Origin of the sequence: Bifidobacterium rousetti (assembly GCF_008698235.1) — a bacterium.
GTDB classification, from domain to species: Bacteria; Actinomycetota; Actinomycetes; order Actinomycetales; family Bifidobacteriaceae; genus Bifidobacterium; species Bifidobacterium rousetti.
This window is the reverse complement of the sequence record NZ_PEBH01000002.1, coordinates 249108-270469: the sequence shown is the minus strand read 5'-3', so window position 1 is coordinate 270469 and position 21362 is coordinate 249108. Positions and strand designations below refer to the sequence as shown.

Sequence of the window (21362 nt, the reverse complement as noted above, 5' to 3'; positions counted from 1 at the left end):
GATGGGACGCGGCCGGGTAATGCCGGCCGCGGAATTGTCGCTCTTGTTTTCCCGTGCCTTGCATCGCGCCGAAATCCGGCGTATGAGAGAGGAAAGGCACATCACCATGGCTGAAGCCGTAGCCAAAGCAAACTACAAGTGGCGCGTCGTCGATATCGTCGTCGCTGCCGTCATCGCCATCGCCTCCGGCGTCATCTTCTGGGCGTGGGACATCGTCTCCAGCGTCCCGATGACCCCGCTCGAGGCGATCACCCCGGGACTCGCGGGCCTCGTGAACGGCATGTGGCTGTTCGCCGGACCGCTCGCCGCGATCATCGTGCGCAAGCCCGGCGCCGCCCTGTTCGCGGAGACCGTCGCCGCGTTCCTCGAGCTGCTCATGGGCAACCAGTGGGGCGTCGGCGGATCGCTGATCGTCGGCATCATCCAGGGCCTCGGCGCCGAGATCGGCTTCGCGATCTTCCTGTGGAAGAAGTGGAACCTCGGCACCACCATCCTGTCCGGCGCTCTCGCCGGCGTCGGCTGCTGGGCCTACTACTGGGCCACCAACCCCGGTTGGGCGCTCGCCTACGTGGCCACCTATCTGGTCACCTCCATCATCTCCGGCATCGTCATCGCCGGCGCCCTGATGTGGTTCCTGCACAAGGCGATCGCCGCCACCGGCGCGCTGGATCGTTTCCCGTCCGGTCGTAGCCAGGCCCGCGTCTGATGCGCATCACACCCGCCGGCGTCGAAGCGAGGGGATGGGGCTGGCGTCACTCCACGCGCAAGGACTTCGCGCTGCGTGACGTCGACCTCACCATCCGTCCCGGGGAGCACGTGCTGCTCCTCGGCGCTTCCGGCGCCGGCAAATCGACGTTCATGGCCGCGCTCGCCGGCGTGCTCGGCGGCTCCGAGGACGGCGACCAGGAGGGAACCCTCACCGTCGACGGCGTCGAACCGTCCGTCGGCCGAGGCAAGGTCGGACTCGTCCTGCAGGACCCCGATTCGCAGATCATCCTCGAACGTGTGGGCGATGACGCGGCCTTCGGCTGCGAGAACCTCGGCGTGCCGCGCGACGAGACATGGAAGCGCGTGCGCGAATCCCTCGATCTGGTGGGATTGCAGGACATCGACCTCGACCGCTCCACCCGGCATCTGTCCGGCGGACAGCGCCAGCGGCTCGCCCTGGCCGGCGTGCTCGCGATGCGCCCCGGACTGCTGCTGCTCGACGAGCCGACCGCGAACCTCGACCCGGACGGCGTCAGGGAGGTGCATGACGCGGTGCGTCATGTGCTCGAGACGACCGGCCAGACCATGGTCGTCGTCGAACACCATATCGACGTGTGGCTCGACATGATCGACCGCGTGATCGTCATCGGACACCCTGATCCCGATTCGCGCGTCGGCGGGATCGTCGCCGACGGCACGCCGGACGAGGTGTTCGGGCGATTCGGCGACCTGCTCGCGTCCGGCGGCGCGTGGGTGCCGGGGCGCGCGATCCCGGACCGTGGGCCGGGACGCCACGGCGACGTCGCGATCGACATGCCGGGCGATTCGGGGCGGTCCGTCGCGCCCGCGCGTGATCGCGAGCCCGCGCTCGTCGCCGAGGACCTGAGCTTTGGACGCGGCACCGCGCTGGGCTCCCACATCGATCTTCAGTTCTTCGCCGGCGAGGTCACGGCCCTGATGGGGCCGAACGGCGCCGGCAAATCAACGCTCGCGCTCACGCTCGCCGGACTCCTGCCGCCGATCGCCGGGCATGTGCGCGTGCGCGCCGACATCGCCGAGGGCGCCCGCGGCGACGAACCGGACAAGTGGAAGAGCCGCGAGCTTTTGGGGCGCATCGGCATGGTCTTCCAGGAGCCTGAGCACCAGTTCGCGGCCGCGCTCGTGCGCGACGAGGTCGCCATCGGCCCCAAGTCGCGCGGCGCGAGCCAGGAGGAGGCGTACGCGATCGCCGACCGCATGCTGGAGCGCATGAACCTCTCCCGCTTCGCCGAGGCCAACCCGTACACGCTGTCCGGCGGCGAGAAGCGGCGCCTGTCCGTCGCCTCGATGCTCGCCGGCGCGCCGCGGATCCTCGTCATGGACGAGCCGACCTTCGGACAGGACTTCACCACATGGACCGAGATGGTCGACCTCATCGCCGCCGTGCGCGATCAGGGGTCGGCGGTCATCGTCGTCACGCACGACGAGCCGCTTGTGGAGGCACTGGACGCGAGGAGGATCGTGTTCGGGTTCTCCGACGGAGGCGACGGAGTCGACAGCGTCGAAGAGGCAGCCAACGGGAACGGAGGTGCGGCACGATGACCGCCGCCATTGCGGAAAGGACCGTGGAACGAGTCGTGAAACATGATGTGAAACACGATACGGGGCGCGTCGCCAGCGTCGCCGTGCGGACCGTTCCCACCGACACCGTCCTTGTCACGCCGCCCGCCGCGCGCAAGGAGCCGGCCCGTGCGGCCTCGCCCTCGTGGTTCATCGCCAAGCTGAACCCGGTGGCGCGCATCATCGGCGCGCTGCTGCTGTGCATCCCGATGTTCTTCAGTCTCGACGTGGTCTCCGCATCCGTGGCGCTCGGCATCGAGTTCGCGTTGCTGTGGATCGGCGGCATCAACCCGCTGCGCGTCCTGCGCAGCACATGGCCGGTGTGGATCGCCGCGACCGGCGGCTTCATCTCCGTGCTCCTGTACGGCCGCACGTCCGGCGCGATCCTGTGGTCCGCCGGCTGGATCGTCGTCTCGGAGGGGTCCGTCAATCTGGCGTGCGCCACGTTCCTGAGGGTCGGCGCGATCGCGGTGCCCGGCGTCATCCTCGCGCTCGGCATGGACCCGACCGATCTCGCCGACGGACTCGTGCAGATCCTGCACCTGTCGCCCCGCTTCGTCTATGGCGGACTTGCCGGCATGCGCATGTTCACGCTGCTGCAGGAGGACTGGCGCGCGCTCGGCCTGTCTCGTCGCTCGCGTGGATTGGGCGACGGCAACGCCGTCGGCCGCGCCCTGTCGCAGGCGTTCGGCCTGCTGGTCCTGTCGATCAGACGCGCCACGAAGCTCGCCACCGCGATGGAGGCGCGCGGCTTCGGCGGCGACACCCCGCGCAGTCAGGCGCGCACCTCCAGCCTGCATCCGGTCGACTGGGTGTTCTTCGCGATCAGCATCGTCATCCCGTTCATCGCCCTGACCGTCGCCGTCATGACCGGCTACTGGCGCTTCTCCTTCCAAGGCGCGTGACCGGTTTGCGTCCCGCATGATTCTCTCGCACGGTCATCGCGTCGCGATTGGTTAGGGAGCCTGGACATGTTCGCTGATTTGTGGAGCGTGTGGGTGTCATCGTAACGGTGATGGGGGATACCGAGTACGTCGAGCTGGCGTTCCAGAAGTTTGTCTCGCCGACCGTACAGCAACACCTCCGACGGGTGAAGCATGCAGAGCTTCACCGAATAGGAATAGTCATCCGGCTTGGTGAGGACGCAGCCGAGCGTGCCGGAGGCACACATGATTCCATCGGGCACGTTGACCAGACAGGAAAGCGTCTCCGGTCCGCCGATGCGGAGGTTCTGGATGACCTTGATGCCATTGACCGCAAGCACCGCCATGAACAGCTGGTTGAGGAGAATGATCTCCCGTTGCCATTCGACATCCATGTCCGGCGTGACGGTCACATCCGGCCCGATGACTCCCATGAAGCAACGGTATACGTCCAGCTCCTTCAGCACATTCTTCAACCGTGGGTAGATTCGTGCGTCGGCGCAGAAGAAACACAACACCGTTTTGTCCGGATAGCGGACGAGTCGTGATTTCCTCTCTCGATAGGTCACGATGAGTTCAGGTCGTTCGTCAAGATACCACGATTGTTCCGGTATGGGGAATCCGTTCTTGTCGAAGCGGACTCCCCGCGCCGTCAGATACGATTCGTAGTCATCAATGAGCAGCATGATGTGATTGAGCGTACTGATCATGCAGTCATCCTCAGGACGGGCGGCCGCATCAACACGATTTCGGCATCGGGCGCGATGCGGCGTAGCACATGCATCACCTGACGAACACGGTGCTGATAGAATTTCCGATGCACACAACCGGTGGAGGCGGGTGCATAGTCCACGAGCACCGCGATGCGGGAGCAGTCCGTGAAGCGTTCCCGCAACGTTTCGATGTCCCTACGATTGTCGATCGCCAGCAATGTCGTCAAGGCGATGGCACGGCGTTTGCCGTCGCAGTCGAACAGGCAAAACGGTTGCCCCGATGGTGAATAGCTCGGGTCGTATGGTATCGGATTCATGTCGATGTCCGCTTCGGGAAGATGATCCCATATGGAACCGATGAGTCGGTAGGCGCTTTTCATGGTTGAGACGCTTCTCTGCTCATAGCTCTATGACGATGCCGGTGTTGTATTGGACAGCACGTCGGGCGTAGTCGAGGAGGTGGCGGTAGATGTCGGCGAGTCTGGGCGTGATGGGCTGGGTGAGTCGTGCTTCGAGCCAGCCGGCGAGGAGTCGGCATTGCTCGGGGTCGAAGAAGTCGACGTCGCCATAGCCGAGCGTGGTGTCGCACAACCGGTTGACCTCGTCGGTGAAGTCCTCGTCCATCGGGTCGCGATCCGACTCACGCATCCGATACACCTCAGAATGGAAGCCCGGTCCGTAGGGGCCGTTAGGCACGTTCCCGTAGTAGGAGGGGATGCTGTCGAAGTCGTGGAACAATACGGCCTGCATGATCTCACATGTCCTTACGCTTGAGGATTTTGAAATGGGTTAGAGACTGGTCGTCGCTGGGGATACGGTCGAGGGTGATGTATCTGCCGACGCGCTTGTCGATGATGCGGAGGTATCCGGCAATCATGTCGGCGAGAACGATGTAGTTCGTGCCGACGTATTTGCGTTTGTAACCTTTTTTGCGTCCTTTGGCTCCGGGAGCGAACTCGTCGACGATGTTGTTGATGTTGACGGGATGCTTGAGCCAGTCATCGTTGTACTTGGCCTCACGTTCCTTGGCCTTGCGGACCCGCTCCTTCTCGACGGGGGAGCGGGGAACGATGTCGTCAAGATAGTGCTTCGACGCATCGGAGTAATCGGACTTCGTATCGGACATAACGAAAGATCTCCTTGAGATTGGGCGTTTGGATGTCCATATTCGGATTCCGCTATGCGGGAACCGATTGAGAATCTCATCGGAGATGAACGCATAATCGAATTGCGACAACGAGGATGCGTGCATCTTCGAGAGGGCGTTGTTGGTTCGTTTCGGCGTTTCAGGAACGCCCTTGTTTTCTATTCGGTCATCGAATCACCTCCAATCGCGTCGATTGCGGGTTGTGATTCGTCGATGATTGATCGGACTGCTCAATCCATTGCCCCTTGCGGTACAGCCTGAGAATCTCGTTGTCGAGAGGAGCGTCGGCATTGCGATGGCGAAGCCAATTGTGATGAGTGGCAAGCGCGACGGAGGCGCATTGTTGAGACACGCCGAATCGTTCGGCGACTTCGGAGACGGTGGTCAGCCGCAGATAGTCGATGAGGACAGGAGGCGCCAGCGCATATCCAGGACCGAAATCAGCTATGCGCTCAGCTACTTCACTGCTCTCCCGATGGTCGAAGAAGCAGTGGCAGAACTCGTGCATCGCGGTGAAGCGCGTCCTGCCACTTGACTCGAAGTTGTTGTAGGCAGCGTATCTTGTTTCGGTGCCGTCCTCCTCGCGTAGCGCGAATGAAACTCCGCTGGGGCAATCGGTGAGCAGGGCGAGATTCATCAGCTCTCCTTGATCGAAGGCGCTCAGGTACGGTATCGCGTGTATGCCACATGCTCCCATGAGTTCAACGGGATCCACGGGGGTGCGGATGAAGCCCAGCTTGCGGAAGGCCGATATCATGCCCTTCTTGATTTCGGTGTAGTAGTCGTCATCGAATCTTGCCATTGTTTCCCCTTCTCGAAGCTAGTAAGGTTGTGATGAGTTTGTTCACATCCTCTTCACTGAGATCTTTGCCGTGCCTTGCGCAGAAACCCAACACTGTGCCGTACTGGGTTTTGATCGTCGGCTCCGGCTTGCCGAGCAGTTCCGCGGATGTGGTGTGCAGCACCGTCGCGATGTTGGCGAGTACTTCCGCTTTGGGTTCGCTAGTGCCCGCCAGATACTTCGATATGGTGGATTGGCTGACCCCGGCTCGTATGGCCAGCTGCGTCTGTGTGATTGCGTATTGGCCCATCAGCTCCCGCATCCTTTCTCCAAGTTCCTTCGTCATCGTGTCCCTTTCCGTTGTTATTGCTTTCTGAATATAACTATATCACACTTATTCAAAAAAGAATATCTGCATATGTGGCATGGGTTCTGAGGTTGTCCTTGGTGGTTTCCCGGATTCGGCGTTGCCTGTTCCGTCCGCGTAAGACGACTCTTTTGGTGCGTGCTGGTGTGGTACAATATGCCACAAATGTGCACATCGTGTGGGTGGGTGGATATCAATAAGGAGGTTCGTCATGACAACGACGACGGCAGCTCCCGTCAAGACGACGGAGTCCAAGGCCATCAGGGCCGATAAGCGGATCATCGCCCAGGCTTCGGAGGTGGCCGAGGAGTACGGCCTCACCCTCGCCTCCGCCACGCGCGCCTTCTGGACGCAGATGGCCCGAACCCGCAGCATCCCGCTGACCTTCGAATCGGAGAAACCGAACGAGGAGAGCCGCGAGGCCATCCGCGAGACCGAGGAGATCATCAAAAACGGCAGGACCCACGATTTCAAAACGGCCGATGACATGTTCGCGAGTCTGGGAATCTGACCATGCTGGAACCTGAATACACACCTCGGTTCAACAGAGATGTTAAGCGTCTGAAGAAGAAGCGGGTCGATGCCGCTCCTCTACGCGAGGTAGTCAGACTCATCCTCGACGACACCGTCGAATCCATCGAGGAACTGAAACGTCGCCACAACATGCACACGCTGTCCGGCGAGTGGAAGGGTTCCAACGAATGTCATGTTGCCAACGCCGGCGACTGGCTGCTCATCTGGTGCACCACCGACGACCTCGCCATCTTCCAGCGCACCGGCTCCCACGACGACCTCTTCGGCTGACGGTGCGCCGGCGAATGCCGAGACTAGGGCAATGTGCCCAAAATGCACATTGCCAATTCAGATAAGGCCATTGCATTTGCGGTCTCGACGTCATCATATCGGTCGGATACCGGGTGAAGTCCTATCGCGGCGTGCAGTTCCGTCGTTGGGCGACCGGTCATCGCCAACAACGACCTGGACGCTATCACGCTGCTAATCGCGTTGAGTGACCCCGGTGAGAAGAACATCATGATTGATCTGGTGGATCGGATGTTGGAGACAATCTGAAACGTGCATTCGACAGTGCGCGATACGTGGGGATGCATGGCCGTACGCTAGGTCGGAACGACCGTTAGACTCGTGCGTAGTCGATGACTGGGTGTTCCGGCTGATGGACGGGACGTATATATGTCGGAAGGAGAACGATGACAGCTGACGAAGGTCTGATTTCACAAACTCAGCGCGTCGAACTGCACAAGGCGATCTGGGGAATCGCCGACGACGTGCGTGGCGCGGTGGATGGTTGGGACTTCAAGGCGTACATCCTCTGCTTTCTGTTCTACCGGTTCATCTCCGAAGACGTTGCGGAATACATAGACGCCGGAGAGCATGAAGCCGGCGATGAGTCGTTCTCCTATGCCGAGCTGTCTGACGAGGATGCCGAGATGGCGCGTGAAAGCGTTACGAAGGAGAAGGGCTACTTTATCCTGCCTTCGCAGCTGTTCGTCAACGTGGCAAAACGTCCGGCCGATGACCCTGAACTCAATATTCACGTCAAGGGCATCTTCGACTCGATTGAGGGCTCCAGCATCGGTACGGCTTCGGAGGATGATTTCAAAGGTCTGTTCGATGATGTGGACGTGACGAGCAATAAGCTCGGCGCCGATCTTGCGGAACGTAACGCCAGACTCGCGAAGATCATCGAAGGTATCCGAGACCTCGACTTCGGCAGCGTACGCGGAGCGAGCATCGACCTGTTCGGCGACGCCTATGAGTACCTGATGAACATGTACGCGAGTTCTGCTGGCAAATCCGGAGGCGAGTTCTTCACCCCGCAGGAGGTGTCCGAACTGCTGGCTCGCATCGTGGTCGGTGGACGTGACAGTGTGAACAAAGTGTACGATCCTGCGTGCGGTTCCGGATCGCTGCTGCTGAAATTCGCCAAACTGTTGGGTGACAAGGGCGTGCGTAAGGGATACTACGGTCAGGAGATCAACCCGACCACATATAATCTTGCGCGCATCAACATGTTCCTGCATCATGTGAACTTCTCCAAGTTCAACATCGCACGCGGCGACACGTTGCTGAACCCGAGGCATTGGGATGATCAGCCGTTCGACGCGATCGTCTCCAATCCGCCGTATTCGGTCAAATGGGTGGGGGACGATGATCCGACGCTCATCAACGACCCGCGTTTCGCGCCCGCCGGTGTGCTCGCGCCGAAGGGCTATGCCGATCTTGCCTTCACGATGCATATGCTCTCATGGCTGTCGGCGGACGGCACTGCCGCCATCGTCGAATTCCCCGGTGTGCTGTACCGGGGAAAGGCGGAGGAGAAGATCAGGAAGTATCTGATTGAGTCGAACGTCGTGGATGCGGTCATCCAGCTGCCGGCCAACCTGTTCTTCGGTGTGACGATCGCCACCTGCGTCATCGTGCTCAGCAAGCACAAGACCGACGACAAGGTTCTGTTCATCGACGCTTCCGAACAGTTCGGACATGTCGGCAACAAGAACAAGCTCATGCCCGAGCACATCGCGAAAATCGCCGAAACCGTCATCGACCGCATTGAGGAGAAGTATTTCTCCAAACTTGTCGGTATCGACGAGATCGGCGCGGACGCGAACCACTGGAACTTATCCGTTGGCACGTGGGTGGAGAAGAAGGACACCCGCGAGAAGATCGATATCGCCGAACTGAACGCACGCATCTCCGGCATCGTCAGGCGTCAGACCGAACTGCGCAAGCAAATCGACATCATCGTCGCGGATCTGGAGCGGTGACATGTGAATTATGCAAGCGGTGCCACACGTCAATGGGAGGATGTGATGGATATGGCAGTGGCGATGCCCCAGTCGGAATTATCTCATTCCGAAGGGCGCGGGACGGTCCCTTCGCCGTCAGAGATCGCTGCGTTGGCTCGTCCTCTTGCGCGTCAATATGGCATTACTGAATTGTATTTGTTCGGTTCGATGGCTACCGGTGGAGCGGATTCCGATTCCGATATCGATTTCATCTATGAAACCAACGACGATGATATGCGTGTTCGAAGAATCGCAAACTTCCGTGAGGCGTTGCGTGAAGTCTTCGGTCGGGATGTCGATCTGGTGAAAGCCAGTTATATCACCCAGTCGGAGAAGAAGCCGTATGACGAACTGATTAGATCGTTGTTCGTGCGCAATGTATTGGCTAATCCGATTCTACGTATTCTTCCGGATGAAAAGGAAGGCTGATGGCGGGAAAGCTTCGGGGAATGATACACAACGTGACTTGATCCACTGATGTCGGGGCGCAAGTGTTGAGAAATGCGCAAAGCATCTGAACGATAGGCATAAGGGGAGAGGAGATTGGACGCATGAGCAGAATCGATGAGATGATCGCGAGACTCTGCCCGGACGGGGTCGAGTACAAGACACTGGGGGAAGTCGGTGTGTTCACGCGCGGGTCTGGAATCCAGAAGAAGGACTTCGTGGATGAAGGTGAGCCATGCATTCATTATGGTCAGATTTACACACGATTTGGCATGGCAACTGACAAGGTCCTGTCTTTGATTTCCGAAGAACAGTATAGACGTGCGAAAAAGGCGCAGCCGGGTGACATTATCATTGCAATTACCAGTGAGAATGTCAAGGATGTTTGCACGCCGTTGGTGTGGGAAGGTATTTCTTCCGTTGCTATTAGTGGACATTCATGTGCATATCACACCAAACTTAATTCGCGATATATTGCATATTATATGGGTACTGAAGATTTCTTTAAACAAAAAAAGAAAATTGCTCGTGGAACAAAAGTAATTGAAGTTAAACCCTCAGATTTAGCTTATGTGAAAGTCCCTATTCCTCCTATGGAAATTCAGGAGGAAATCGTGCGGATTCTGGATTCTTTTGCTAAGCTTGAGGCAGAGCTTGAGGCAGAGCTTGAGGCAGAGCTTGAGGCACGGAAGGCGCAATACGCCTATTATCGCGATCAGCTACTTGACTTCACAGAGAGAGAGTGCTCGTGGCTAAAACTTGGCGAAATTGGTACGTTCATGCGAGGCCGTCGGTTTACCAAATCCGATTATCGTGAATTGGGCATTCCCAGCATTCATTATGCCGACATCTATACGAAACTTGATACGTGGACCGATACGGCCGTCGCATATCTCAACGAAGACAAGCACGATGTGCTGCGATATGCGCAACCGGGCGATGTGGTGATTGCCTGCACGGGTGAGGATTCAGACGATATCGCCAAAGCGGTGGCATGGCTTGGGGATAAGCCCGTGGCGGTTCATGATGATTGTGCTATCTTCCATCATCAGCAGAATCCGAGGTATATTTCGTATCTATTCCAAACGCATAGGTTTGCGAAATTCAAAAAGAGGTATGCCACCGAAGCCAAGATGACGCGCCTGTCTGCCGAACGTATTGCACAATTTGAAGTCCCTGTTCCCTCGCTCGCCGAGCAGCAGCGCATTGTCGATATCCTCGACAGGTTCGACGCGCTCACCATGTCGCTGACTGACGGCCTGCCCGCCGAAATCGAAGCCCGTCGCCGGCAGTACGAGTATTATCGTGACCGACTGCTCGATTTTCCGAAGAAGGAATAACGCATGATCGTGAACGACACTATCGCGACCGAACCGATCGACACCACGTTGGCAAAGACCTACTCCATCCTGTTGGAAGGTCCCGAATCCACGGTGTGCGCCGAGGTGCCGGTCATGCCCTCCGATGCGGCGTCCTACCAGTCGGAGGCGCAGCTCGAATCCGCGCTTATCGCACAACTCGTCTCCCAAGGCTACGAGCGGCTCAGCGTCCACGACGAAGCAGGCCTCGTCGTCAACCTGCGGCATCGCATCGAAATGCTCAATGGATTCACTTTCACCGATGAGGACTGGAGCGATTTCTATCGCACGCACATCGCCAACAAGTCTGATGGCATCGTCGAGAAGACGAGGCGCATCCAGCATTCGCCAGTCATCGACTACACGTGCGCGGACGGCACGTTGCGCAACATCATGCTGCTCGACCGCCACCACATCCACCGCAACCACCTGCAGGTGCTCAACCAGTATGAGACGGGCGAAGGCATGCATGACAACCGATATGACGTGACTATCCTCGTCAACGGGCTGCCGCTCGTCCACATTGAGTTGAAACGCCGCGGCGTCGACATCAGACAGGCGTTCAACCAGATCGAACGCTACCAGCGCGAAAGCTTCTGGTCCGGAAGCGGCCTGTATGAATACGTGCAGATCTTCATCATCTCCAACGGCACGCGTACCAAATACTATTCCAACACCACGCGTTGGCAAAAGACCCGCAACGAAGGCGTCGTCATCGGCAATAAGACCAGCGCTTCCTACCAGTTCACCAGTTGGTGGACAGATGCCCGCAACAAACGCATCATGGATCTCTCGCCGTTCGCTGCCTCTTTTCTTTCACGCGGCACATTGCTCATGATCCTTACCCATTACTGCGTGCTCGATGTGGACGACAACCTGCTCGTCATGCGCCCCTACCAGATCTGCGCCACCGAGAAGGTCCTTAACCGCATCCTCATCTCCGAAAACGACCGGCGACGGCTCGGCACGCCCGAAGCAGGCGGCTACGTCTGGCATACCACCGGATCCGGCAAAACCCTCACCTCGTTCAAGACCGCCGTACTCGCCTCCGGCATGGATGGCGTGGACAAGGTACTGTTCGTCGTGGACCGCAAAGACCTCGACTATCAGACCATGAAGGAATACAACAAGTTCCAGCCGGGCGCGGTCAACGGGTCCGCCAACACGGCGGCGCTCAGACATAACCTCGAATCCACGGCCTCAGACAAACGCATCTGCGTGACCACCATCCAGAAACTCGCCGTCTACCTCGCCAGCATGAAAACCGAAGGCTCGAGTGACACTGCGGTCTTCAATCGACATACCGTGTTCATCTTTGACGAATGTCACCGCTCCCAGTTCGGACGCATGCACAAGGCCATCACCCGCGCCTTCCGCAACTACCACATCTTCGGCTTCACCGGCACGCCCATTTTCGCGAAGAACGCGCGCTCCGGCGGCGACCCGGAACTCAAGACCACGGCGCAGTCGTTCGGTGATTGCCTGCACAGGTACACGGTCGTCAATGCCATCGACGACGGCAACGTGTTGCCCTTCAAAGTCGATTACATCAGGACGTTCCACCGCAAACCCGGCATTCAGGACGAACAGGTGGAGGGCATCGACGTCGACACTGCATGGCGGCATCCCCAACGGCTCGACAACGTGTGCGCCTATATCCTCGATCACTACGACCAGAAGACCAAGCGGGAATCCGCATACCGGTACGAAGGCTCCTATCGCAAGGGTTTCAACTCCATCCTCGCCTGCGATTCCATCCCCTCCGCGAAGGCGTACTATACGAAGCTCAAATCGATGATCGCCGAACGGCCGGGATGCGACCTCAAAATCGCGACCATCTTCACTTACGCGCCCAACAGCGACGACCAAGCCGGCGACGCGCAGGGCATGCTCGCCGACGAGCCGATGGATACCGCCGGCATGAGCGCAACCGACCGCGAATTCCTCGACCATGCCATCGCCGACTACAACGCCATGTTCGCCATGAACTGCGGCACCGATGCCAAGGGCTTCGACAACTACTACAAGGACATCTCACGTCGTATGAAGGACCGTGAACTCGACCTGCTCATCGTGGTCGACATGTTCCTCACCGGCTTCGACGCAAAGACCCTCAATACCCTGTGGGTGGACAAGAACCTCAAGCTACACGGTCTCATCCAGGCATTCAGCCGCACCAACCGCATCCTCAACTCGGTCAAAACCTTCGGCAACATTGTCTGTTTCCGCGACCTGTCCACGAAGGTGGATGAGGCGCTTGCCCTGTTCGGCGATCCGGATGCCGGAGGCATCGTCCTGCTCAAACCGTACGAAGCATATCTTTCCCAATACATGGAGACACTGGATCGACTCCGTGCCGATTTCCCCATTGACGGCAACTTCTCCATGTTGGGGGAGGAAAGGGAAAAGGAATTCGTCAAAACATTCGGCACGCTGCTACGCTTGCGCAATATCCTCTCCTGCTTCGACGACTTCGCCGCTGATGACCCGATCGGTGAGCGTGAACTGCAGAACTATCAGAGTCATTACCTCGACCTCGCGGACAAATACCGCAGACGTGGCAAGGCAGAGCTTGCGGGCATCGGAGACGACCTCGTCTTCGAAATGGAGCTCGTGAGACAGGTGGAGATCAATATCGACTACATTCTCATGCTCGTCGAGCAGTATCACGGTGATAACGTCAAGGATAAGGAGACTGCGGAGAAGATCCGCAGCGCCGTCGCATCCTCACCGCAGTTGCGCGACAAGGCCGAGCTCATCGAACAGTTTCTCCTGCTCGTCGGATTCGACCAGTATCCGCCCGTCATCGACATCGGCAACGTGCCGGAAGACCGGCGTCGCGAGTTCGTCACGAACGCGTGGCATGACTATGTTGTCAAAGCGATGGAAGGTCAACTCGAAGAAATCATTGTCGAACAACGACTCAAGCCAGAGACCACGCGCGCGTTCATGGCCGAGGCATTCGCCGCTGGACATGTACCGGATGAGGGTACTGCCATCAGCGCTGTTATGAAGCCGATGTCCCGATTTGCGCGGGATAATGCGTACGAACGGCGGCGACAGGAGGTCGTGGACGAACTGACGGCCTTCCATAACCGTTTCGCGCCACTGGTAAGCGGGTATCCGGCTCATACCAAGTGACGTGATGCTTGGGATCGGTGGTTCCGGACATGGGTGGAACGCATGCCATATCGGAAACTGTTGCCGGTCACCGGTCTTTCACGCGGCTGGTCCAGTCGTCGTACTGTTTGAACGTGGTGTTATGCGCGTAGGGTTTGAAGATCGGCTTAGGCATGGGACCGTAGACGAGCACGATTTCCGGCTCCAGGATTTCCATCATGGCGTCGAGCCCGGCTCGGAATTCGTGTTTGTCGTCCGCAGTCCGAATGCACCCATAGGTGCCGATGGCTACGATGCTGTGTTTCTCCACGCCGAGGAATGCCAATCTTTCCGGTAGCGCCTCGGTGGTGTAGGTCAGGCTGTTGCCCCAACGGATCTGTGGAATCACGTATATGCCGTGGGATTGATAGTAGTAGCCGATGGCGCGGCTTTTGTAGGTGTTCGCGATCTGAACTGCGAGCGGCGCATCCCGGTAGAGCGAACAATCCGGACTGATGAGCGGACGTTGGCGGAACTCGTCGATGAACTGGTCCGGGGTGATGAGCACGTCGGCGAATTCGGTGTCCATCTCGTAGAATCCCACGGCAAGGTCCGTGTCGGCGTCCCGGTTTCGTTTGCTGAACGGGATGATGTCCGAGGGGATGATGAATTCTGATGGGCGCTTGATGATGGGGATACCGAGGACGCCGTCGAAGTCGGCGCCGGCGACGAGCTCGGGGTTCATGCCGTCGTCGATGGTCGCGTTGCGGCGTGCAGGTCGTTGCGCCGGTGATTGTGCGGCCGGTGGTTGGTCGCCGTCATCTACGGGAACGTTACGTAGCCCGGGGATGTCGAATGCGTCCTGATGTAGTTCACATGAGGTCACGGGTCTCTCCTGTTCTTTGAATCCCGTGTGGTTCCTGAGGATCGCTTGTCGTGCCGGTGTCGTTGCTGTCTTCGCCGGCTTCATTGGCTTCGCGTTGTCTCCAGCGTTCGACGGCGGCGATCATCTTGGGGTCGGCTTCCGCGGCGTAGTAGGGGTGGTAATAGATGTTCGCCTCGGGGTAGCCGGATGCGGGCAGGACGGTGATGCACAGATCGTCGAGGGCGTGTGCTGCCTTGGGAGAGGCTTTTCTGAATCCGGCTTTGTAGTAGAGGTAACCGAGAAATTCGTAAGGGTCGGGGATCGGCTTCTTGTTCCAATTAAGTCCCTCGTAGCGGAATGCCGCCCGTGCGATGTCGTCTGAGGTTTTGCACTCGTTCCGTACGTAACGGAAGAACGCTTGCCTGACGGCATCCCAGCCATACTCGCTCACAAGGCGTGCAGCTTGTTTCTCGAGTGCCCGTAATTCCTCATAAGGCACTAAGTCCGAATCGGCGTCAAAGTAGTTTTTGATAGGGGTCTCGAGGTCGCGGTCGTTGCTCATTGTTTCCTCCAATTGAATTCATCGCTGAAGAGACTGTGATTTTTATTGTAGAGTTTGCGCAGTGCGGTCGCCACTTTGTCCATGGACTTGGAGCTTGGTCTGAAATGACCGCTCTGGTCATCGAAAGACAATATTTTCCCGTCCTGCATATTCATGAGGCCAGCAGCCTGCACCACAGGATCCTTGCCGCCGATCAGCGTGGGGTGAGGCGAGCGTCCCCTCGAGTTGTACGGGTTACGCCGTTCTCCAAAGACGATGTGTCCGTCCATATCCAGCACGTACATGAAAGTACCAGTAGCTTTCTCTCCGTCGAACATGATGGAGTCGCCCTTGGCGGCCTTCTCGAGGTCGGTGCGGGTTGGATTCTTGAAGTATCCTCTGCCGGGTTTGTAGATGCCGGCCTTCTTGTCGAGTTCCAACATCGACTTGACGACGTGGTAGGTCGGCTGGTACGGCTGCGATCCGCCGCTGCTATACGCTCCCTTGGCTCCGCTGCCCATCGCGTCCGCCTCCTTTCCGCTCGCTGATTCGCGTGTTGTGCGCGATGCTGGCCACGTTATGAAACGGCGACCGGGATTCAGGGAGAAAATGGGAGACTCAGGAGGGAGAAACTGGGAGAAAAACCGTGGAAAGCGTTGCGGCGCCTAGTAAACTAAAAATTGTAAAAATGCTGTCTGTGTGGCTGATGCCAACGGAGCTATACGCCATAAAGACAGTGCTGCGCTGCATGAGGAGAGGCGATGACCAGAGAGGAGAACGTCAGATTCTGTGATTTGGTGAAATCGCTGCGACCTCTTACCGGGAAGGGTCTGTCTGCCGGTGAACAAGTAGCTGAGGTCGTTTCGATGCTCACCAAGGTTCCGGAGAATCGTATAGGCACGGCTGTGGATCCAGCCCAGGCGTCACAGGAAACTCTCCGTAAGATGTCTTCAAGTGACGGTTCATTCACAAAGAAGTTGGCCAATGCCATATACGAATGTATGGATCTTGGACAGTTCATAAGCCAAATTGATGGCGCGGAACCTATGGCTAAACAGAGAATCGTGGATAATCTCACCGAATATGGGATAACGGTGAATCTTAACGAGTTGGGTGAGCGATGCGCGAAAATCGCATTGAGCGTGATTTCCCGAAAAGCCGGTCAAAAAATGTCCCCGGAATCCGTAGCTGCCAGGATTGCCTACGCGAGAGGCATCGCGAATAACAAGGACGCCCTGCTCATGCAGTGTGCCGGTCTCTGCACAGAATGCGGCGCCTCCCTGATAACGGATAAACGTGGGAACGGTATACCCGTATACGAGATTCTTCCCATTGATTCGGACGTATCCTCATATGGTCTTGACGATTTTGTGGTGATGTGTCCGACCTGCGCGGCGAAATACAAGCATCACCCACGCAAGAGCGACATCGAACGAGTGCGAAGCGAGAAGAAAGCCGTTTCCAAGCAGAGGGATCTCGAAGGTTTATTGACTCCGTTGAACTTGGAGAAGGAACTTGCGCAATTATTGGATGATATCAGAGAACTGGGTTTTGAAGACACGTCTCATCAGCAAATCCAGATGCGCAATCCCGTACCGATACGTGATAAGGTCTCTGAAGACGGCGAGCTCTGTCGCGAGATAACCGATTCAGTCAGCTCGTATTATCCATTCATCGCCGCACGAATGAAAATGCTGGAGGAAACCCATAGATTGTCGTTCAATGAGCTGCTGTCACAGATGCATGCCAAATATCTGAAGTATGAGGGTCAGGGATTGAGCCAAGCCGAGATTTTCGACCAACTTTCCGATTGGATAGCCGATCGCACTCATTCGCGGTCGCGCACCGCTTCAATTCTCGTTTCGTATTTTGTTCAGATATGTGAGGTGTTCCGTGCTCCTGCCCAGTAAGCTTGTACCCTTCGCCGAGTCGACGTTGGCTGATCTCGTGCCGGTTTTTTCGCTGATACCGAAAGAAGGGATCAGCGTCATCGACTTGTGTTTGCGGTGTCTTTCCGGAATTAAAAGCCCCGAGGCCGTCATTGACGCGTTGACCGTCTTGTTCGCAATCGGAGCGGTGAAGCTTGACGAGACCAAGGAGGTGATCCATCGTGCTTAAGGAGATCTATTCGAGCCGATTCGCCGCTCATGTCGGTGTTGACCGGCACATCCAGTTCCACGATGGGCTGAACGTGGTGCTCGGCGGCGAACAGGCAGAGAACTCCATCGGCAAATCGACGTTGCTGATGATCGTCGATTACGCCTTCGGAGGCAAGACGTTCGGTAAATCGGATGCTGTGAAGGATTACGCCGTGGGCGACCATGAGATCTTCTTCGCTCATGAGTTCGCCTCGGGGACGCGGTATTTCTCCAGAGACACCGCTCAGCCGAATCTGGTCAGGGAATACTCGGATGGCATGTATTCGTTGCTTACCGGATCCATGACCGCTGAGGATTTCTGCAGGACGCTGAAGGAGGAATCCGGATTCCAGGACCCGGACCTGACCTGGAGGGAGGCAGCAGCGACTTTTGCCCGTGTGAGTACGTCGCATGAGATCGACTATGCGAAACCATTGAACGCCTCGATGCATACGCCGGATGCTCAAGCTGTGAGAACGCTTGAGAAGATGTTCGGCGTCTTCCAGCCCATCAAGCAACTGGAGACGGCGGTCTCGGATGCCCGGAAGCGATACGATGTGATGCACGGAGCAGCAAAGCTGGGTCTTTCCGATTACATCTCATTGAGGAGCAAACGGGATCGCAGAAACGCACAAGCACAGCTGGAGGCGGCCGAACGAGAACTCAACGACCTTAAACTGGCGGCCGACCAGAAGCTGTTCAAAGAAGGCATTGCCGCCTCGGAACGCAATAATGAACTCAAAGCGGAAATCAACGAACTGCTGCAGAAGCGGGATCTACTGACCGCCAAAATCGGCATCATCGACAGGGGAAGAATCACTCGACATGATGTCGACGTCCGGCAGATCGAAGCTTTGCTTCGGTTTTTCCCGAATGCGGACATCGGCAGAATCGAGGAGATAGAGGCATTTCACCACAAACTGACCGGAATCCTCAGTGATGAGCTCTCCGCACAGAAGGAACAGTACCGGCTGATGATCGGCTCCATCGACAATCAGATCAACCACTTGAGAACCGAACTTGCCGATATGGGACAGACCGGAACGTTGAGTACGGAGGAGTGGGACAAGGCGGGAGAGCTGAATGGGACCATCCACCGGTTGCAGGCGCAAATCGGCTCCTGGGACAAGACCGAGACACTGAAAGCGGCGATGCAGGAGGCATCCGCGGAACTGCAGATACAACGGCCGAAACTCATTGGCCGAATGACCGGCACGATCAACACTGCGTTGAAACAGCTGAATGATGCCGTCGATACGGGGAACAATCCGCCCGAGCTGTGCATATCGGAGACTCGGAACGGGAAGCAGTCGTATACGTTCGGCACCGAGCGGGACACCGGTGCCGGCACCCGTGCGAAGGATGTGGTTCTTCTTGATTTGGCCATTCTGGAACGTACCGATCTTCCAATACTTATTCATGATTCAACGTTGCTGAAGAACATCGGAGACGAGCCGATCGAGTCCATCATGGAGATGTATGCGAAAACGGACGCGATGGGCAAGCAGGTGTTCATCGCCTTCGACAAGCGTGGGTCGTATTCCGAGAAGACACGGCGAATCATCGATGCTCATACTGTCGTCTCTTTGAACGCTGACGGGCGGGCGCTCTATGGCAGAAGATGGAACAGGATCGAAGAGCAGGGGGGAATCGTGACCGCGGATGCGCCGCGGTAGGAGTAACGGTAGTCTGGTGGCCATGCCGATCAACCAAGCTTTGCTCGATAACCCGAAGTCCGACCGTGTGCGCCGCGTCGCCGACCTCGCGCGCGCCAAGGGGCGCGAACGCTCCGGCAGGTTCCTCATCGAGGGGCCGCAGTCGGTGCGCGAGGCCGTCACCTGGCGTCCGGACGTGGTCCAGGACCTGTATGTCGCCGTCGACGACGCGCTGGGCCACGTCCGATACGCCTCGGACACGCTCGCGAGGATCGTCGAGACCTCGCAGGACGCCACCATCTACGTGCACCGGGCCACGCGCGAGGTGATCGAGCGGATCAGCAAGGACGCGCAGGGCATCCTCGCCGTGGGCAACATGCGGGCGATGCACGCCGAACCCGAGTCGGTGGCGCTGCCGGCCGCGGGGGAGCGCACGCCGCGCATCGCCGCGTTCTGGCAGGTGCGTGATCCGGGCAACGCAGGCACCGTGATCCGCGCGGCCGACGCAGCCGGATGCGACGCGGTCGTGTTCGTCGACGAATGCGTCGACCCGTTGAACCCCAAGGTCGTGCGCTCCACCGCTGGATCGCTGTTCCACATCCCGGTCCTCGAGATGGACGTCGAAGGCTTCCTCGCGTACTGCGCCGAACACGATCTCACAACCGTCGCGGCCGACGTGTACGGCACGCCCGATCGTCGACCCGAGTCGCTGCCGACGCTGCTTGCGGAACGTACCGAACGCGCGGACGTGACCGGCACCGCGGGCGCGGCCGGCACCGACGTCGTCGCGAAGGCCGAAGCCGCACGTCCCGGCGAGGCCGTGCTCTTCGGCAACGAGGCGCGCGGACTGCCGCCGGAGATCCTCGCGTGCATGGACCGCATCGTCTCGATTCCGCTGTACGGCAAGGCCGAATCGCTGAACCTCGGTACCTCCGCCGCGGTGATGCTCATGAGCCTGGCGATGGCCGACCGCTGATCGCCGACTGCCTGTCGACTGCCTGTCGACCGCCTGATGAGCGGGCGGCCCCATGTCGAGTCGTATAGTGACAATGTGATGTTGGACAAAGCTTGGGGAAACGCGTGTTTTCGCGCGGTTTCCCACGTGTTTTCACGTCAATGAAGCAACAGAAGGAAAGGGTGCTCGTGGCAGAAGCGCTATTCGATGCGCAAGCGGTGACCGATGCGGTCGCCGAAGGCATCGCCAAAATCCAGAACGCCTCCACGCTGGAGGAATTGAAAGCCATCAGAACCGAATACGCCGGCGCCGAGTCGGCGATGACCCTCGCCAGCAAGGCGATCGGATCGCTGCCCAAGGATCAGAAGAAGGAAGCCGGCAAGCTCATGGGCAAGCTGCGCGCCGACTTCGGCCGCGCTTTCGGTCCCAAGGAGGCCGAGCTCAAGGAGGCCGCGGAGAAGGCCGCGCTCGCCGCCGAGACCGTCGACATGACGCTGCCCGTGAACCGCAAGCCGCTCGGCGCACGTCACCCGCTCGCCAAGCTCATGGAGGACGTCGAGGACTTCTTCATCTCGATGGGCTGGCAGATCTCCTCCGGCCCCGAGGTGGAGGCCGAATGGTACAACTTCGACGCCCTGAACTTCGGCCCGGACCACCCGGCCCGCCAGATGCAGGACACCTTCTACGTCAAGGGCAACCAGGCCAAGGACGCCGCCGGATTCGTCGGAAGCAACATGGTCGTGCGCACGCAGACCTCCTCCGATCAGGTGCGCGCCCTGATCGGCCGCGGCGTGCCGCTGTACATCGCCTCCCCGGGCCGTGTGTTCCGCACCGACGAGCTCGACGCCACCCACACCCCGGTGTTCCACCAGTGCGAGGCGCTCGCCGTCGACAAGCACCTGACCATGGCCGACCTGAAGGGCGTGCTCGACAAGCTCGCCGTCGCCATGTTCGGCCCGGAGGCCAAGACGCGCCTTCGCCCGAGCTACTTCCCGTTCACCGAGCCCTCCGCCGAGCTCGACCTGTGGTTCCCCGACAAGAAGGGCGGCCCGGGCTGGCTCGAATGGGGCGGCTGCGGCATGGTCAACCCGAACGTCCTCAAGTCCGCGGGCCTGGACCCGAACGAGTACACCGGCTTCGCGTTCGGCGTGGGCATGGAGCGCACGCTCCTGCTGCGTTCCGACATCAATGACATGCACGACCTCGTCGAGGGTGACGTGCGTTTCGCCGAACAGTTTGTGATGGGGGAGTGATCGCCA

At 58.6% G+C, this 21362-nt stretch carries 24 protein-coding genes; 15 read left to right on the top strand and 9 right to left on the bottom strand.

Annotated elements, in window-relative coordinates:
* Positions 1–106 precede the first annotated feature (106 nt).
* The 3 genes from CSQ85_RS03695 to CSQ85_RS03685 all read left to right on the top strand — a co-directional run bounded on the left by CSQ85_RS03695 (position 107) and on the right by CSQ85_RS03685 (position 3212).
* Positions 107–706: an ECF transporter S component gene (locus tag CSQ85_RS03695; protein WP_107041035.1), complete on the top strand. Its 600-nt coding sequence runs from the start codon at positions 107–109 to the stop codon at positions 704–706.
* Positions 706–2289 carry an ABC transporter ATP-binding protein gene (locus tag CSQ85_RS03690; RefSeq protein ID WP_190972871.1) on the top strand — a complete coding sequence of 528 codons (1584 nt, stop codon included), beginning with the start codon at positions 706–708 and terminating at the stop codon, positions 2287–2289. Before CSQ85_RS03695 ends, CSQ85_RS03690 begins: the two co-directional genes overlap by 1 nt.
* A gap of 83 nt (positions 2290–2372) precedes the next feature.
* On the top strand, positions 2373–3212 hold the full coding sequence (locus tag CSQ85_RS03685) for an energy-coupling factor transporter transmembrane component T family protein (protein ID WP_223846835.1): 840 nt from the start codon (positions 2373–2375) through the stop codon (positions 3210–3212).
* On the opposite strand, the gene CSQ85_RS03680 is transcribed toward CSQ85_RS03685, so the two are convergent.
* The 6 genes from CSQ85_RS03680 to CSQ85_RS03655 form a co-directional block, all read right to left on the bottom strand.
* Positions 3182–3940 carry a DUF4417 domain-containing protein gene (locus CSQ85_RS03680; protein WP_150382891.1) on the bottom strand — a complete coding sequence of 253 codons (759 nt, stop codon included), beginning with the start codon at positions 3938–3940 and terminating at the stop codon, positions 3182–3184. The two genes, CSQ85_RS03685 and CSQ85_RS03680, sit on opposite strands and share 31 nt — an antisense overlap.
* A complete protein-coding gene (locus tag CSQ85_RS03675; protein WP_150382890.1) occupies positions 3937–4323 on the bottom strand; it encodes a hypothetical protein in 387 nt (128 codons plus the stop codon). The genes CSQ85_RS03680 and CSQ85_RS03675 overlap by 4 nt, the downstream gene beginning before the upstream one ends.
* Before the next feature lie 19 nt (positions 4324–4342).
* Positions 4343–4693, bottom strand: a complete 351-nt coding sequence (locus tag CSQ85_RS03670) for a hypothetical protein (RefSeq protein WP_150382889.1) — start codon at positions 4691–4693, stop codon at positions 4343–4345.
* Positions 4694–4697: 4 nt separating this feature from the next.
* Complete coding sequence (locus tag CSQ85_RS03665) at positions 4698–5069, bottom strand: hypothetical protein (RefSeq protein WP_150382888.1); 372 nt, start codon at positions 5067–5069, stop codon at positions 4698–4700.
* A 187-nt stretch (positions 5070–5256) separates the two neighbouring features.
* Entirely contained in the window at positions 5257–5892 is a 636-nt protein-coding gene (locus CSQ85_RS13355; protein ID WP_223846815.1) for an ImmA/IrrE family metallo-endopeptidase, read from the bottom strand.
* Positions 5876–6217 (bottom strand): helix-turn-helix domain-containing protein, encoded by a 342-nt coding sequence (locus CSQ85_RS03655; RefSeq protein ID WP_107041041.1) that lies wholly within the window; start codon positions 6215–6217, stop codon positions 5876–5878. The genes CSQ85_RS13355 and CSQ85_RS03655 overlap by 17 nt, the downstream gene beginning before the upstream one ends.
* Before the next feature lie 232 nt (positions 6218–6449).
* Between CSQ85_RS03655 and CSQ85_RS03650 the strand changes: the two genes are divergently transcribed.
* From CSQ85_RS03650 to CSQ85_RS03620, 7 genes are all read left to right on the top strand, one after another.
* Positions 6450–6749, top strand: a complete 300-nt coding sequence (locus CSQ85_RS03650; RefSeq protein ID WP_107041042.1) for a type II toxin-antitoxin system RelB/DinJ family antitoxin — start codon at positions 6450–6452, stop codon at positions 6747–6749.
* Between the two features lie 2 nt (positions 6750–6751).
* Positions 6752–7042, top strand: a complete 291-nt coding sequence (locus CSQ85_RS03645) for a type II toxin-antitoxin system RelE/ParE family toxin (protein WP_150382887.1) — start codon at positions 6752–6754, stop codon at positions 7040–7042.
* A 74-nt stretch (positions 7043–7116) separates the two neighbouring features.
* Complete coding sequence (rhuM, locus tag CSQ85_RS13350; RefSeq protein ID WP_223846834.1) at positions 7117–7251, top strand: RhuM family protein; 135 nt, start codon at positions 7117–7119, stop codon at positions 7249–7251.
* Between the two features lie 195 nt (positions 7252–7446).
* On the top strand, positions 7447–9024 hold the full coding sequence (locus tag CSQ85_RS03635) for a type I restriction-modification system subunit M (RefSeq protein WP_150382886.1): 1578 nt from the start codon (positions 7447–7449) through the stop codon (positions 9022–9024).
* A gap of 45 nt (positions 9025–9069) precedes the next feature.
* The gene (locus CSQ85_RS03630) at positions 9070–9474 is read left to right on the top strand and encodes a nucleotidyltransferase family protein (RefSeq protein ID WP_150382885.1); all 405 of its coding nucleotides are present in this window, start codon (positions 9070–9072) and stop codon (positions 9472–9474) included.
* 122 nt (positions 9475–9596) lie between these two features.
* Positions 9597–10832: a restriction endonuclease subunit S gene (locus CSQ85_RS03625; protein WP_150382884.1), complete on the top strand. Its 1236-nt coding sequence runs from the start codon at positions 9597–9599 to the stop codon at positions 10830–10832.
* A gap of 3 nt (positions 10833–10835) precedes the next feature.
* Complete coding sequence (locus CSQ85_RS03620) at positions 10836–13991, top strand: type I restriction endonuclease subunit R (RefSeq protein ID WP_150382883.1); 3156 nt, start codon at positions 10836–10838, stop codon at positions 13989–13991.
* 67 nt (positions 13992–14058) lie between these two features.
* Here CSQ85_RS03620 and CSQ85_RS03615 read toward each other — a convergent pair whose 3' ends face one another.
* The 3 genes from CSQ85_RS03615 to CSQ85_RS03605 are packed head-to-tail and all read right to left on the bottom strand — an operon-like array spanning position 14059 to position 15876.
* On the bottom strand, positions 14059–14919 hold the full coding sequence (locus tag CSQ85_RS03615; RefSeq protein WP_223846814.1) for a DUF4417 domain-containing protein: 861 nt from the start codon (positions 14917–14919) through the stop codon (positions 14059–14061).
* Positions 14822–15376 (bottom strand): hypothetical protein, encoded by a 555-nt coding sequence (locus CSQ85_RS03610; protein WP_150382882.1) that lies wholly within the window; start codon positions 15374–15376, stop codon positions 14822–14824. The genes CSQ85_RS03615 and CSQ85_RS03610 overlap by 98 nt, the downstream gene beginning before the upstream one ends.
* Complete coding sequence (locus tag CSQ85_RS03605) at positions 15373–15876, bottom strand: RNA-binding protein (RefSeq protein ID WP_150382881.1); 504 nt, start codon at positions 15874–15876, stop codon at positions 15373–15375. The genes CSQ85_RS03610 and CSQ85_RS03605 overlap by 4 nt, the downstream gene beginning before the upstream one ends.
* 240 nt (positions 15877–16116) lie before the next feature.
* Between CSQ85_RS03605 and CSQ85_RS03600 the strand changes: the two genes are divergently transcribed.
* The 5 genes from CSQ85_RS03600 to pheS all read left to right on the top strand — a co-directional run bounded on the left by CSQ85_RS03600 (position 16117) and on the right by pheS (position 21356).
* Positions 16117–17265, top strand: a complete 1149-nt coding sequence (locus CSQ85_RS03600) for an ABC-three component system protein (protein WP_150382880.1) — start codon at positions 16117–16119, stop codon at positions 17263–17265.
* Complete coding sequence (locus tag CSQ85_RS13615) at positions 17237–17473, top strand: ABC-three component system middle component 7 (RefSeq protein WP_395956287.1); 237 nt, start codon at positions 17237–17239, stop codon at positions 17471–17473. Before CSQ85_RS03600 ends, CSQ85_RS13615 begins: the two co-directional genes overlap by 29 nt.
* Positions 17466–19169: a DUF2326 domain-containing protein gene (locus tag CSQ85_RS03595; RefSeq protein WP_150382879.1), complete on the top strand. Its 1704-nt coding sequence runs from the start codon at positions 17466–17468 to the stop codon at positions 19167–19169. The genes CSQ85_RS13615 and CSQ85_RS03595 overlap by 8 nt, the downstream gene beginning before the upstream one ends.
* A gap of 22 nt (positions 19170–19191) precedes the next feature.
* Positions 19192–20124, top strand: coding sequence for a TrmH family RNA methyltransferase (locus tag CSQ85_RS03590; RefSeq protein WP_150382878.1), 933 nt, complete (start codon positions 19192–19194; stop codon positions 20122–20124).
* 140 nt (positions 20125–20264) lie between these two features.
* Complete coding sequence (pheS, locus tag CSQ85_RS03585) at positions 20265–21356, top strand: phenylalanine--tRNA ligase subunit alpha (protein ID WP_107041055.1); 1092 nt, start codon at positions 20265–20267, stop codon at positions 21354–21356.
* Positions 21357–21362 lie beyond the last annotated feature (6 nt).

Excerpts from the sequence above, each read along its gene's own strand:
- CSQ85_RS03615 (WP_223846814.1), bottom strand. The coding sequence starts at position 14,919 with ATGAAGCCGGCGAAGACAGCAACGACACCGGCACGACAAGCGATCCTC.
- CSQ85_RS03655 (WP_107041041.1), bottom strand. The coding sequence starts at position 6,217 with ATGACGAAGGAACTTGGAGAAAGGATGCGGGAGCTGATGGGCCAATAC.
- CSQ85_RS03630 (WP_150382885.1), top strand. The coding sequence starts at position 9,070 with ATGGATATGGCAGTGGCGATGCCCCAGTCGGAATTATCTCATTCCGAA.
- CSQ85_RS03590 (WP_150382878.1), top strand. The coding sequence starts at position 19,192 with ATGCCGATCAACCAAGCTTTGCTCGATAACCCGAAGTCCGACCGTGTG.
- CSQ85_RS03690 (WP_190972871.1), top strand. The coding sequence starts at position 706 with ATGCGCATCACACCCGCCGGCGTCGAAGCGAGGGGATGGGGCTGGCGT.
- CSQ85_RS03665 (WP_150382888.1), bottom strand. The coding sequence starts at position 5,069 with ATGTCCGATACGAAGTCCGATTACTCCGATGCGTCGAAGCACTATCTT.
- CSQ85_RS03695 (WP_107041035.1), top strand. The coding sequence starts at position 107 with ATGGCTGAAGCCGTAGCCAAAGCAAACTACAAGTGGCGCGTCGTCGAT.
- CSQ85_RS03600 (WP_150382880.1), top strand. The coding sequence starts at position 16,117 with ATGACCAGAGAGGAGAACGTCAGATTCTGTGATTTGGTGAAATCGCTG.
- CSQ85_RS03670 (WP_150382889.1), bottom strand. The coding sequence starts at position 4,693 with ATGCAGGCCGTATTGTTCCACGACTTCGACAGCATCCCCTCCTACTAC.
- CSQ85_RS03650 (WP_107041042.1), top strand. The coding sequence starts at position 6,450 with ATGACAACGACGACGGCAGCTCCCGTCAAGACGACGGAGTCCAAGGCC.
- pheS (WP_107041055.1), top strand. The coding sequence starts at position 20,265 with ATGAAGCAACAGAAGGAAAGGGTGCTCGTGGCAGAAGCGCTATTCGAT.
- CSQ85_RS03675 (WP_150382890.1), bottom strand. The coding sequence starts at position 4,323 with ATGAAAAGCGCCTACCGACTCATCGGTTCCATATGGGATCATCTTCCC.
- CSQ85_RS03610 (WP_150382882.1), bottom strand. The coding sequence starts at position 15,376 with ATGAGCAACGACCGCGACCTCGAGACCCCTATCAAAAACTACTTTGAC.
- CSQ85_RS03625 (WP_150382884.1), top strand. The coding sequence starts at position 9,597 with ATGAGCAGAATCGATGAGATGATCGCGAGACTCTGCCCGGACGGGGTC.
- CSQ85_RS03680 (WP_150382891.1), bottom strand. The coding sequence starts at position 3,940 with ATGATCAGTACGCTCAATCACATCATGCTGCTCATTGATGACTACGAA.
- CSQ85_RS13355 (WP_223846815.1), bottom strand. The coding sequence starts at position 5,892 with ATGGCAAGATTCGATGACGACTACTACACCGAAATCAAGAAGGGCATG.
- CSQ85_RS03605 (WP_150382881.1), bottom strand. The coding sequence starts at position 15,876 with ATGGGCAGCGGAGCCAAGGGAGCGTATAGCAGCGGCGGATCGCAGCCG.
- CSQ85_RS03635 (WP_150382886.1), top strand. The coding sequence starts at position 7,447 with ATGACAGCTGACGAAGGTCTGATTTCACAAACTCAGCGCGTCGAACTG.
- CSQ85_RS03620 (WP_150382883.1), top strand. The coding sequence starts at position 10,836 with ATGATCGTGAACGACACTATCGCGACCGAACCGATCGACACCACGTTG.
- CSQ85_RS03645 (WP_150382887.1), top strand. The coding sequence starts at position 6,752 with ATGCTGGAACCTGAATACACACCTCGGTTCAACAGAGATGTTAAGCGT.